Here is a 13,303-nt window from a genome sequence, read left to right as displayed (position 1 = left end):
ACACACCAACCCGTGAGTTACCGCGAAGGCCGCTTCTGGCAACCCGACGTGACGGTCGCGACGATCGTCGTCGACTCCGGCCGCCTGCTGATGATCGAGGAGCACGTGCGTGGGCGCCTGGTGCTCAACCAGCCCGCCGGACACCTGGAGCCCGACGAGAGCCTGACCGACGCGGCCTTGCGCGAAACGCGCGAGGAGAGCGGCTGGGACGTGCGCCTGACCTCGTTCGTCGGTGCTTACCAGTGGAAGGCACCGGACGGGCCGGACGGCAGCCCCGGCCGCCACTATCTGCGCTTCGCTTTCGCCGCCGAGCCGATCGCGCACGACCCGCAGCGCCGGCTCGATGACGGAATCGTGCGTGCGTTGTGGATGACGCCTGCGGAACTGCAGGCCGCGGAAGCGCGGCATCGCAGCCCACTGGTATGGCGGGCCGCTGCCGATTACCTGGCCGGGCGTCGTCACCCCCTCGAGCTGATGCTGCAGGTGGCATGAGCCGGGTCCGCACGATCGTCGGGATATCCGGCGGCGTTGATTCGTCCGTGGCGGCCATGAAGCTGCTTGAGTCGGGCGAGCCCACGGCCGGCCTGTTCATGCAGAACTGGGCCGACGACGGCAGCGACGATTGCCGCGCCGAGGACGATCGCCGGGACGCGGTCGCCGTGTGCGGCCGCCTCGGCCTGCCGATCCACTTCCGGGATTTTTCGAGCGAGTACTGGCACGGTGTGTTCCAGCACTTCATCGACGAATATGCGGCGGGTCGCACCCCCAACCCGGACGTGCTCTGCAACCGCGAGATCAAGTTCCGCCATTTTCTGGATGCGGCGCGCCAACTGGGCGCTGAGTTCATCGCAACCGGGCATTACGCTCGTGTCGAGTGCATCGACGGGCGTTACCGGCTGCTCCGCGCGCAGGACCGGTCGAAGGACCAGAGCTACTTTCTGCACCAGCTCGGGCAATCGCAGCTTGCCGCCACGCGGTTTCCGCTGGGGCACCTGCTGAAGACCGAGGTGCGCCGGCTCGCTGCGGAAGCACGGCTCCCCACCGCGGCAAAAAAAGACTCGACCGGCATCTGCTTTATCGGCGAGCGCGACTTCCGTGAGTTCCTCGCGCGGTACCTGCCTGCGCAGGCCGGGGAGATCCGCACTCCCGACGGGCGCGTCGTCGGACAGCATCCGGGCGTTTTCTACTTCACCCTTGGCCAGCGCGAGGGGCTGAACATCGGCGGCGTGCGCGGTTTCGAGCCGGCCCCCTGGTACGTGGTTGGCAAGGATGTCGCCACGAACGTGCTCTACGTCGATCAGGGCATCGAAAATCCCTGGCTGCAGTCGCAGACGCTATGGTCGGCCGAGGCACACTGGGTCGATGGAAGCGCGCCCGCGCGGCGCTTTTCCTGCACCGCGCAGACCCGCTACCGCCAGCGGGACGAGGTTTGCGAGGTCGAGGTGGGCGATGATGGCCGGCTGGTTGTGCGCTTCGCACGTGCCCAGCGCGCGGCAACCCCCGGCCAGTCGCTCGTGCTCTATGACGGCGAGTCATGCCTGGGCGGGGCCGTAATCGACGCCACCGATGCACCGCTCGAAAGCCGCCTGAGAAGCCAAGCCGCATGACCGCTAACCGTTCGAACCCGATGTCCGACCGCGTCCTGGCACTGGCAGGCCTGGTGCAGGCGCTTGCGCAGGTACGACGGATCGCAGACACCGGTGAAGCAGACGGCCGGGTGCTCACGACTGCACTCGACTCGGTGTTCCGCATCGACGCCGAGTCGACCGCAGCGGTGTATGGCGGCGTGGCCGGCGTGCGACCCGGCCTATCGATCATGCGCGACTACTTCAACGGATCGGCACGTGACGAGCAGTTGCCGCGCCTGGCCATGGCTGTCATACAGCTCGAGCGTCGCTTCTCGCATGACGGAGAAATGGTCGAGCGCGTGCAATCCGGCGTCCGCCGCCACGCGGCCGCGGCGGAGCAACTGGGCAGCATGCATCCGGAGGTGATCGCCGCACTCGGAGGCGTGTACTCCGAGACCCTGAGCCATGTGCGTCCGCGCGTGCTCGTGCAGGGCAATCCGCATTACCTCGGACAGGCGGCGGTCGTCGCCGAGGTGCGCGCGGTGCTGCTCGCCGCCATCCGTTCCGCGGTGCTCTGGCGCCAGCTCGGAGGAAGCCTCTGGGACTTCCTGCTGCGTCGCAGAGACATGGCCGAGGCCGTGCGCGGCTACCTGGGCGGCTAGGAAAACCTCCTCCCGCCACGCTGTGTGCCGACGTGTCCCGGCCGTTTGCGGCATAATCGGCCGGTCCGATGCGGTGCAGATTCCCGCCGAAACAGCACGGTTTCAGCGTCGTTTCACCGCGATCCCCCTTGCAGCAGCCACGGAGCCCACATGGCCGACTCCTTCGCCACCCGCGCGCGACTTGACGTCAACGGCAAGTCCTACACCTACTTCAGCCTGCCGACGCTGGGCCAGCAGTTCGATATCTCGAAGCTGCCCTTCTCGATGAAGATCCTGCTCGAAAACCTGCTCCGCCACGAAGACGGCGGCGTCACGGTCGGCAAGGAGCACATCGAAGCGGTCGCGAAGTGGGACGCGACGGCGGAGCCGACCACCGAAATCGCATTCATGCCCGCGCGGGTCGTGCTGCAGGACTTCACCGGCGTTCCCTGCGTGGTCGACCTGGCCGCGATGCGCGATGCGGTCACGAAGCTCGGCGGCAGCCCGAAGCAGATCAACCCGCTGATCCCGTCCGAGCTGGTCATCGACCACTCGGTGCAGGTCGACGTGTTCGGCCGTCCGGACGCGCTGGACCTCAACGGCAAGATCGAGTTCGAGCGCAACATGGAGCGCTACAGCTTCCTGCGCTGGGGCCAGAAAGCATTCGAGAACTTCAAGGTGGTTCCGCCGAACACCGGCATCGTCCACCAGGTGAACCTCGAAAACCTCGCACGCGTCGTGTTCGAGCGTGAAGTCGGCGGCGAGCTGCTTGCGTTCCCGGACACCGTGTTCGGCACCGACTCGCACACCACGATGATCAACGGCATCGGCGTGCTCGGCTGGGGCGTGGGCGGTATCGAGGCCGAGGCCGCGATGCTCGGCCAGCCGTCGTCGATGCTGATCCCGCAGGTCGTCGGCTTCAGGCTGCGCGGCAAGCTGCCGGAAGGCACCACCGCGACCGACCTCGTGCTGACCGTCACCCAGATCCTCCGCGCGCACGGCGTGGTAGGCAAGTTCGTCGAGTTCTTCGGCGACGGCCTTTCCAGCCTGCCGCTGGCCGATCGCGCGACGATCGCGAACATGGCGCCCGAGTACGGCGCGACCTGCGGCATCTTCCCGATCGATGCCGAGGCCGTGAACTATCTGCGCCTGTCCGGTCGCTCGGAAGAGCAGATCGCGCTGGTCGAGGCCTATGCGAAAGCCCAGGGCATGTGGCACGAGCCGGGCCAGGCCGAGGCCACCTACTCCGCCACGCTCGAGCTCGATCTGGCCGACATCCGCCCGTCGCTCGCCGGCCCGAAGCGTCCGCAGGACCGCGTGCTGCTCGAGAAGGTCAAGGACAACTTCCACGAGAACCTGCCGGCGCTGACTGCGAACCGCAAGGTTCTCGGTGGCAACGTCGACGCCGTTTCGCGCCAGCCCACGACCGAGAAGCCGCTCACGGTGACGCAGTCGCTGGGCCAGGAAGTGCGGATGTCCGACGGCGCGGTCGTCATCGCCGCGATCACGTCGTGCACCAACACGTCCAACCCGGCCGTGATGCTCGGCGCGGGCCTGCTCGCCCGCAACGCGGTGCGCATGGGCCTGACCAGCAAGCCGTGGGTGAAGACCTCGGTCGGCCCGGGCTCGCTCGTCGTGACCGACTACTTCAAGAAGGCCGGCGTACTCGAGGACCTCGAGAAGCTGGGCTTCTTCATCGCCGGCTACGGCTGCACGACCTGCATCGGCAACTCCGGCCCGCTGCCGGAAGAGGTCTCGCGCAAGATCGCAGAGAACGACCTCGTGGTCGCCTCGGTGCTTTCAGGCAACCGCAACTTCGAAGGCCGCGTGCACCCCGAAGTGAAGATGAACTACCTCGCGTCGCCGCCGCTGGTCGTCGCGTACGCGATCGCGGGCACGATCGACATCGATCTCACGAACGATCCGCTCGGCCACACGCCGGACGGCAAGCCGGTCTATCTTCGCGACATCTGGCCGAGCAACAAGGAAATCGGCGACCTGATCGCCGCAACGATCGGCCCGGAGCTGTTCAAGCAGAACTACGCCGACGTCTTCAAGGGCGACAGCCGCTGGAACGAGATCCCGTCGCCCGAGGGTGAGTCGTTCCTCTGGAACGGCGAGTCGACCTACATCAAGAATCCGCCGTACTTCGAAGGCATGACGATGGACGTCGGCCGGATCAACGACCTCCAGGGCGCGCGCGTCATGGGCCTGTTCGGTGATTCGATCACGACCGACCACATCTCCCCGGCCGGCAACATCAAGAAGGACTCGCCCGCGGGCCGCTTCCTGCAGGAGCGTGGCGTGCAACCGGCAGACTTCAACAGCTACGGCTCGCGCCGCGGCAACGATGACGTGATGGTGCGCGGCACGTTCGCGAACATCCGCATCAAGAACCTCATGCTGGGCGGCGAAGAAGGCGGCAACACGCTGTACTTCCCGAAGGACGGCGGCGAAGCCGAGAAGATGGCGATCTATGACGCCGCGATGAAGTACAAGACCGACGGCGTGCCGCTGGTCGTGCTGGCCGGCAAGGAGTACGGCACGGGTTCGTCGCGTGACTGGGCCGCCAAGGGCACCATTCTGCTCGGCGTGAAGGCGGTCGTGGCCGAGAGCTTCGAGCGCATCCACCGCTCCAACCTCGTCGGCATGGGCGTGCTGCCGCTGCAGTTCAACGACGGCGACAGCGTGAAGTCGCTCGGCCTCGACGGTTCAGAAATGATCGACGTGGTCGGCCTCGAGGACGGCGAGGCCAGGGTGGCCACCGTGATCGCGCGCAAGGCCGACGGCAGCGAGAAGCGCTTCGAGGTCAAGGTGTTGCTGCTGACCCCGAAGGAAGTCGAGTACTTCCGCCACGGCGGCATCCTGCACTACGTGCTGCGCCAGCTGGCCTCGCGCCAGACGGCGTAAGCGCCCGCGGCACTGCCGCCTGCGCAGGCTGAAACGGGACGCTGCAAGCGTCCCGTTTCTTTTGGGCCGCGCTCGGTTGCGCCCTCCCCCGCCAATCGAAGCGCGCCCGCGTCCCGCCCTACGCGCGCCAATCCTGCCGCACTGCAGCATTCGGCGACTGTTCAATATGTGCCGAACTTGCCTTGTCAGCCTCGGCGGCGCTGTGCTCCAATCCGGGCAGGGACCGTACGGCTGCGCATCCGCGGCCGTGCCGGAAAAAACACTGCGACACGATTGGGGAATCGCGATGAGTCTAGAACGCCCGTGGCTTGGCGAGTATCCGGCGGGAGTTCCTGCTCAGATCGACGTGGACGAGTATCCATCCGTCGTTTCGGTGCTCGAGAACGCGATCCAGAAGTACCGCGACCGCCCCGCATTCACGAACCTCGGAAAGACGCTGACATACGCCGAGGTCGATCGCCTGAGCGCGCAGTTCGCGGCCTACCTCCTGGGCGAGCTCAAGCTCAAGAAAGGCGATCGCGTCGCGATCATGATGCCGAACTGCCTGCAGTACCCGATCGCCACCTTCGGCGTGCTCCGCGCGGGACTGACGGTCGTCAACACGAACCCGATGTACACCGCCCGTGAGCTCCGCCACCAGCTGGCCGACTCCGGTGCAACCGCAATCCTCGTGCTCGACAACTTCGGCGACACCGTGCAGCAGGTGCTCGCCGACACCAAGGTCCGGCAGGTCATCACCACGGGCCTGGGCGACATGCTCGGGTTCGCGAAGGGCGCGATCATCAACTTCGCGCTCAAGCACGTGAAGAAGATGGTGCCCGAGTATTCGATCCCGGGCGCAGTCCGCTTCTCGGAGACGTTGTCGATCGGCAGCCGCCACACACTGCCCGCGGTACAGATCACGCCTGACGACATCGCGTTTTTGCAGTACACCGGCGGCACCACCGGCGTGGCGAAGGGCGCAATGCTCACGCACCGCAACCTCGTTGCGAACATGCAGCAGGCGTCGGCATGGATCGGCAAGAACGTGAAGTACGGCGCCGAGACGATCGTGACCGCGCTGCCGCTGTACCACATCTTTGCGTTGACGGCGAACGGACTGGTCTTCATGAAGTTCGGCGGTCACAACTACATGATCACCAATCCCCGCGATATGCCGGGCTTCGTGAAAGAGTTGAGCAAGGTCAAGTTCACCGCGATCACTGGCGTAAACACGCTGTTCAACGGCCTGTTGAACACGCCGGGCTTCGACAAGATCGACTTCTCGAGCCTGCACCTGACCCTGGGCGGCGGCATGGCCGTGCAGCGCGCGGTCGCAGAGCGCTGGAAGCAAACCACCGGCTGTACGCTGATCGAGGCCTACGGCCTGACCGAGACCTCGCCGGCTGCGTGCATCAACCCGATGAACCTGCCCGAGTACAACGGCGCGATTGGTCTTCCGATCCCGTCGACCGACGCCTGCATCAAGGACGACGACGGCAACATCCTGCCGCAGGGCGAGATCGGCGAGCTGTGCATCCGTGGCCCGCAGGTCATGAAGGGCTACTGGCAGCGGCCGAAAGACACCGCCGACGTGATCGACAGCGACGGCTGGCTCCATACCGGCGACATGGCACGGATGGACATCAAGGGCTACTTCTACATCGTCGACCGCAAGAAGGACATGATTCTGGTCTCGGGCTTCAATGTGTACCCGAACGAGATCGAGGACGTGATTGCGATGATGCCGGGCGTGCTCGAGGTCGCAGCGGTCGGCGTGCCGGATGAAAAATCCGGTGAAGCGGTCAAGGTCGTCATCGTGCGCAAGGACCCTTCCCTCACCGAAGACCAGGTCAGGGCGCATGCACGCGAGCACCTGACCGGGTACAAGCTGCCGCGCGTCGTCGAGTTCCGCAAGGAGCTGCCGAAGACGAACGTCGGCAAGATCCTGCGCCGCGAGCTGCGCGAGAACGGTTGATCGCGTCTGCCCGACTTCAGGTCGGGCGTCCTGCTCGCTGCACAACCGCGTTTGCTGTAGCCACTGTCTACCGCCCCTCGTGCACGGAACGACGGGCTCCGCGCACGTCCAAACGACGTCCGCACCGCGTCTTTTTCGCGGTATTTGCACGTCATCGCAGGCGCGCGATGCGTTCTGCGATGACCGTCGCTAAAGCTTCTCGATCATTCTCATTTGCCGTTCATGGTCGTGTGTAGGATCGGTGCCGCAGTCGTTCTGGCTGCTATCGACCACCGGAGCCGAATCCATGTCCATGCCTGCACGCCTTCTTTTCGAGAACGCTCCAAGCCTCGTCCGCCACACGACGGACGCTGCCGGCAATAGTGACTGGCTTTACATGCATTCGAATGTGGGCACGGGGTATCACCCGTGTTTCTCGGAACGGCTGTTGCAGGAAACGAAGCGCTTGCAGGAAGCGCTTAGACGCAGGCTTGCGGCGGATTCCGACGCACAGGCCGGCATCCACCACCTGGTGCTCGCGTCGGATGCGGACGTGTTCAACCTCGGTGGCGACCTTGCGTTGTTCGCCCAGTTGATCCGCAGCGGCAATCGAGGCCGCCTGCTCGATTACGCGAAGCTGTGCGTGGAAGTTGCCTACAACTTCTATCGCCTGTACGACGACCGCGTACACAGCATCGCCGTCATCCAGGGCGAAGCACTGGGCGGCGGTTTTGAAGCCGCGTTGTGCTGCCACACGATCATCGCCGAGGAAGGTGCCGGCATGGGCTTTCCGGAAGTGCTGTTCGATCTGTTCCCGGGCATGGGCGCGTACACCTTCCTCACCCGCCGCGTGACGCCTGCACAGGCCGAGCGGATGATGCTGGACGCGCGCGTCTACCCGGTCGAAGAGCTGTATCGCATGGGCATCGTCGACCAGCTGGTGCCCAAGGGCGAAGGCTTGCAGGCGGCGCGCGACACGGTCAAACGTCATCAGCGCATGGGCAATGCCCTGCGCGCGATGAACACCGTGCGCCACGCGTGCAAGCCGGTGCACCTGGATGAACTGCTGACCGTGACCACCGAGTGGGTGGACGCCGCGATGCGCCTCAACGCGCGCGGACTGCGCACGATGGAACGCCTGATTCGTGCACAGCAGCGCCGTGCGGAGCATGCACCCCCGGTGGCGATGGCGCTGGGATCCTGAGGCTCCGGCGCGAATGGCCGTGACTCTTTCCGGGTCACGGCCATCGAATGCGAGCGCTTCTTACGACACGTCGGGCACGTCCGGCGCGCCACGGTCGGGCGCACGCGGACGCGTCAGGCGCACGACCTCCTGACGGCTCAACTCGGCGACAGCTGTCAGCTGCCCCGCCAGCTCGTTCACGAGCTTGGCGTGTTCGCGCACCAGCACATCGTCGTTTGCGCGCATTGCCTGCGAGCACCGCTCGGCCATCGAGTACGCCCCAAGGTTCTCGGTAATGCCCTTGTAGGCATGCGCGACCTCGCGGAACTCCTCCCAGTCGGACGCAAGCCCGGCCTTCCCGAGTTCGGCCTGACAGGCCGTCGCGTCTTTGAGGCACTGCTCGACGAAGTCGCGCAGGAAGGCCTCGCCGAGGCCCATCTCGGCAAGCTCTTCGAGCACCGCCGGATTCGTCACGGGACGCGCCACGTCGCTGACCGCGCGCACCTGCGGCAGGGCTTGCGGATTGACGACCTCGGCAATCGTCTCGAGCAACCGGGCAACCACCACCGGCTTGGTCAAAAATGCCCGGGCGCCGGCTTCGTTCGCGGCCTCGGCCGCCTGCACCGTCGCGTCGGCACTGAGGATGATGCTCGGCGTCAGCCGTCCGCCGCCCGCTTCCATGAAGCGCAGTTGCCGGATGACGTCCAGCCCGGTCAGGCCCGGCATATGCATGTCGAGCACGGCGAGGTCGAACCGGTCGGTCTCCAGCGCATCAAGCGCGGCTTCACCGTCGTCGACCGCGTGCACGCGGTGTCCCGCGCGCTCGAGAATCCGCGCGAGCACCGTGCGGTTCGCCGCAAGGTCGTCCGCGATCAGCACCTGCAGGCTGCGCACGCGCGACTTGTGGCGGATGAACGGATCGTCGAAGGAGATGACGTTGCCCGCGGGCTTGGTCGCACTGTCGCTGCGCAGGCCCTCGGCCTGCAGGCGAAGCGGAATCTCGACCCAGAAGTGGCTGCCGCCGCCGGGGTTTTCCTCCAGACCGATCGAGCCGCCGAGCAACTGGCAGAGCGTCTTGGCAATCGTCGTGCCCAGCCCGGTCCCGCCGAACCTGCGGGTCGGCCCGTTGTCGACCTGCTCGAACGCCTCGAAGATCCGGTCGTGATCTTCCTGCGGAATGCCGATACCGGTGTCGCGCACGGAAAAGCGCAACCGCACCGTCTCGTCGTTGCGCTCCACCAGCGATACGGCAAGCGAAACGCTGCCCTCTTCGGTGAACTTGATCGCGTTGTGCGCGAGATTGAGCAGGATCTGGGTGAGATGGGCGCTGTCGCCGTGCAGCCGTACCGGGACGTCCGGAGCCACCTCGATCCGCAGCACGATCTTCTTCTGTGCCGCCAGCGGCATGAGCATCTTCTGCAGGCGCTGCGCCAGCTCCTGCAGATTGAAGTCGCCGTCCTTGCGGTGCAGCTTGCCCGCCTCGATCGCCGAGATGTCTAGCACGTCGTTGACGAGCAGCAGCAGCGACTGCGCGGATGTATGGATGACGTCCGAATACTCGCGCTGCTCGGGCGCAAGCCGCGTCTGATTCAGCAGCTCGGCCATGCCGATGATGCCGTTGAGCGGCGAGCGGAACTCGTGGCTCATGTTCGCCAGGAATCGGCTCTTCGCCGCGTTCGCGCGCGTGGCTTCCTCGGTCGCCTGGTGCAGGCTGCGCAGCAGCGATGACAGGTACGCGGGGATCGCGACCAGCCCGATCAACAGCCCGACCGCCAGATACGGCTGGGACGACCAGTACTGGTTGCCTGCGATAACCGCCGCGAAAGCCAGCGAACCCAGCGCCGAGGCTGTGTAGAGATAGGTCGTGCCGAACCTGAGGCCGTTGCCGATCGTGACCCACAGGATGATGACGTACAGCGGCGCGAGCGATCGCGCGTCGAGCGACATCAGCACTGCAAGCGTCGTGTAGTCGGCCACCATGCCGATCGCGCGTCGTGCATGCGAGACGCCGGGCTGTTTGACGATCGCCGCGAATAGCCCGAAGCCGACCAGCGTTTCGGCCAGCATCACCCACGCCATGGTGCTGTGGCTTCCCGGCTCGCCGCTGGCGAGCTGCAGCCCCGCAAGGTAAGCGAGGATCAGTGCGGCGATGACGAGCCGGACCAGTGCCTGGCCGTGCTCACTATCGGGGCGGCCCGCGAGGCGTTGCCGCAGATTGGCGATGAATCCGGCCATCGGTCAGGAGCTGAGGGGACGCCTGCGCTCGACGCGGAAGCGCTGGCAGATTTCGTCGATGCGCGTGCGGCAGCCGAGCAAGGCGTCCACGCAACGGGGGTCGAAGAGCTGGCTGCGCTGCGAATGCAGGTAACCCAGCGCCGCGTCCACGTCCCAGGCGCTGCGGTATGGCCGCGGGGAGATCAGCGCATCGAACACGTCGGCTACCGCAACGATCCGCGCTTCAAGCGGGATGGCGTCGCCAGCGAGCCCGTCCGGGTAGCCGCTGCCGTCGTAACGCTCCTGGTGACGCAGTGCAATCAGGGCTCCGGTCTGGATGAAACGGTTATGGCTGCCGCTCAATAGCTCGTGGCCGATGCGCGGATGCTGGCGCATGATCCCGACCTCGTCATCGGTCAGCGCGCCGGGCTTGCTGAGGATGGCATCGGGGATCGCGATCTTGCCGACATCGTGCAGGGGCGCCGCCATTTCGATCAGGCGGACCTCGTCCTCGAACATGCCGAGCTGCTCGGCGATCAGGCCAGCAAACGCCGCCATGCGCTCGAGATACAAGCCGGTGCCCACGTCGCGGTACTCGACCGCGCGCGCGAGTCGCGACAGCGTTTCGCGCTCGCGCTCCTCGACCTCGTGCATGCTCGCAAGCAGCCGTTGCTCGAGCGACAGCGCACGCTGCTTGACGTTCTCGGACTGCTGGCGCAGCTGAAGCAGATTGCGGCAGCGGGCACGCAGCTCGCGCGGCCGGACCGGCTTGACCAGGAAATCGATCACGCCAGCATCGAGCGCCGCCTGGCGCACGGGCTCGTCGCCGACCACCGTGACCAGAATGATGGGGATATCGCGATGCAGGGGCCGGCGCCGAAAACGGCGCGCGAACTCGAGCCCGTCGAGACCCGGCATGCGGTAGTCGAGCAACAGCAGGTCGGGCTGGTTGGATTCGCACCAGTCGAGCGCGGAGCCGGGCTCGCCGAAATCGTGCACCGACAACTCGGAACCGATGTCCTCGATGATGTGGCGCAACATGGTGCGCGCGGAAGTCTGGTCATCGACGATGACGACGTTCACGTCCACTCCCGCTCGGGGCGATGCCCCGGTTTGAAATTGCCGTCAGGATACTCGTGCAGCGACAGGCGGCGACAGCCTGCCGGATACTCATTCCCATCAACGGCCGGGCCCGGTGGAACTTAAGCGCTGGCCTCGGGACGCATGTACGGGAACAGCAGCACGTCGCGGATCGAGGACGAGCCCGTAAGCAGCATGACGAGGCGATCGATGCCGATGCCGAGCCCGCCGGTGGGCGGCAAACCGACCTCGAGCGCGCGGATGTAGTCGGCGTCGAAATGCATGGCTTCGTCGTCGCCACCCTCCTTCGCGTCGACCTGGGCCTGGAACCGCGCGGCCTGGTCTTCGGGGTCGTTGAGCTCGGAGAAGCCGTTCGCCAGCTCCTTGCCGCCGACGAACAGTTCGAAGCGGTCGGTCAGCTCGGGGTCGAGATCGTTCGCACGCGCGAGCGGGCTGACCTCGACCGGGTGATCGGTGATGAAGGTCGGCTGGATCAACGTGTGTTCGACCGTCTTCTCGAAGATCTCGAGCAGCAGCTTGCCCCAGCCGTACGATGCCTTGGCCGGAATCTTCAGGCGCGCGCAGTGCGCGCGCATCGCGTCGATGTCGCGAAGCTCTTCGCGGCGGATCTCGGGGTTGAGTTCCAGAACCGCCTCCGTCATCGGCCAGCGGCGGAACGCGGGGCCGAGGTCGATCGCGTTACCTTCCCACTCGACCTGCGTCGTGCCGAGCACTTCCTGCGCGACGTCCCGCATCACGCCTTCGGTGAGATCCATGATCTCGTTGTACGTCGCGTATGCCTCGTAGAGCTCGAGCATCGTGAACTCGGGGTTGTGCCGGGTCGACACGCCCTCGTTACGGAAGTTGCGGTTGATCTCGTAGACGCGCTCCATGCCGCCCACGACAAGCCGCTTGAGATAGAGCTCCGGCGCGACGCGCAGGTAGAGCTCGAGGTCGAGCGCGTTGTGGTGCGTGACGAACGGCTTGGCTGTGGCGCCACCGGGGATGTAATGCATCATCGGCGTCTCGACTTCGAGAAAGCGCCGCGCATCGAGCCAGGCGCGCATCGCGCGGATGATCTTGCTGCGCTTGACGAACACCTCGCGTGCTTCGGGCGAGACGATCAGATCCACGTAGCGCTGCCGGTAGCGCTGCTCGACATCGGCGAGGCCGTGGAACTTGTCGGGCAACGGGCGCAGCGACTTCGTCAGCAGGCGCAGCGAATCGACCTTGACCGAAAGCTCGCCAGTGCGCGTACGCGTAAGCGTGCCCTCCGCGCCGACGATGTCGCCGGCGTCCCAGCCCTTGAAGGCCTCGTATGCATCGCCCAGTGCGTTCGACTGCAGGAACAGCTGGATGCGTCCGGACTCATCCTGTACCTGCACGAAGCTGGCCTTGCCCATCACCCGCTTGAGCAGGATGCGGCCGCCGATCGTGACGCGCCGTGCTTCGCCCTCCAGCGCCTCTGCCGTCCACCGCTCCGCGTCGCCGTAGGCCGCCTGCAGATCGCCCGCGTAGTCCGAGCGCTTGAAGTCGTTCGGAAACGCAATGCCCTGCCCGCGCAGCGCCGTGAGTTTCGCTCGGCGCTCGGCGATCAGGAAGTTCTCGTCGGCGGGCGTTGCGGCGTTCTGGGTGTCGGTCATGTCGATGAGGTCGGTTCGGCCCGGCGCTTGGCCTGATCTGGAAGGCCGGGCTTGCAGGAAGATCATTCAGTCGGGACGACCGGGGCCGTCCGCGCTGAAGTCGAAGGCGTGCTGGTGTTTTTCGTAAT

General features: G+C 65.9%; 9 protein-coding genes. 6 read left to right on the top strand and 3 right to left on the bottom strand.

What is annotated here, in order from left to right; genetic code table 11:
• Positions 1–12: 12 nt before the first annotated feature.
• The 6 genes from ACFFGH_RS08705 (at position 13) to ACFFGH_RS08680 (ending at position 8,259) form a co-directional block, all read left to right on the top strand.
• Positions 13–492, top strand: coding sequence for an NUDIX hydrolase (locus tag ACFFGH_RS08705; protein WP_386667055.1), 480 nt, complete (start codon positions 13–15; stop codon positions 490–492).
• Positions 489–1,607: a tRNA 2-thiouridine(34) synthase MnmA gene (gene mnmA / locus ACFFGH_RS08700; protein ID WP_386667053.1), complete on the top strand. Its 1,119-nt coding sequence runs from the start codon at positions 489–491 to the stop codon at positions 1,605–1,607. Before ACFFGH_RS08705 ends, mnmA begins: the two co-directional genes overlap by 4 nt.
• A 20-nt stretch (positions 1,608–1,627) precedes the next feature.
• On the top strand, positions 1,628–2,230 hold the full coding sequence (hflD, locus tag ACFFGH_RS08695; protein ID WP_386667457.1) for a high frequency lysogenization protein HflD: 603 nt from the start codon (positions 1,628–1,630) through the stop codon (positions 2,228–2,230).
• Between the two features lie 150 nt (positions 2,231–2,380).
• The gene (acnA, locus tag ACFFGH_RS08690; RefSeq protein WP_386667051.1) at positions 2,381–5,119 is read left to right on the top strand and encodes an aconitate hydratase AcnA; all 2,739 of its coding nucleotides are present in this window, start codon (positions 2,381–2,383) and stop codon (positions 5,117–5,119) included.
• Between the two features lie 286 nt (positions 5,120–5,405).
• Positions 5,406–7,076: a long-chain fatty acid--CoA ligase gene (locus ACFFGH_RS08685; RefSeq protein ID WP_386667048.1), complete on the top strand. Its 1,671-nt coding sequence runs from the start codon at positions 5,406–5,408 to the stop codon at positions 7,074–7,076.
• Between the two features lie 241 nt (positions 7,077–7,317).
• A complete protein-coding gene (locus tag ACFFGH_RS08680; RefSeq protein WP_386667046.1) occupies positions 7,318–8,259 on the top strand; it encodes a crotonase/enoyl-CoA hydratase family protein in 942 nt (313 codons plus the stop codon).
• A 60-nt stretch (positions 8,260–8,319) separates the two neighbouring features.
• Here ACFFGH_RS08680 and ACFFGH_RS08675 read toward each other — a convergent pair whose 3' ends face one another.
• The 3 genes from ACFFGH_RS08675 to lysS all read right to left on the bottom strand — a co-directional run bounded on the left by ACFFGH_RS08675 (position 8,320) and on the right by lysS (position 13,175).
• Positions 8,320–10,473: an ATP-binding protein gene (locus tag ACFFGH_RS08675; RefSeq protein WP_386667043.1), complete on the bottom strand. Its 2,154-nt coding sequence runs from the start codon at positions 10,471–10,473 to the stop codon at positions 8,320–8,322.
• A gap of 3 nt (positions 10,474–10,476) precedes the next feature.
• The gene (locus tag ACFFGH_RS08670; protein WP_386667040.1) at positions 10,477–11,535 is read right to left on the bottom strand and encodes an HD domain-containing phosphohydrolase; all 1,059 of its coding nucleotides are present in this window, start codon (positions 11,533–11,535) and stop codon (positions 10,477–10,479) included.
• A gap of 119 nt (positions 11,536–11,654) precedes the next feature.
• Positions 11,655–13,175, bottom strand: coding sequence for a lysine--tRNA ligase (lysS, locus tag ACFFGH_RS08665; RefSeq protein WP_386667038.1), 1,521 nt, complete (start codon positions 13,173–13,175; stop codon positions 11,655–11,657).
• Positions 13,176–13,303: the final 128 nt, after the last annotated feature.

It is taken from the genome of Lysobacter korlensis, assembly GCF_042434515.1.
The sequence above is the reverse complement of the archived record's forward strand: the minus strand, read 5'-3'. Positions and strand labels throughout refer to the sequence as shown.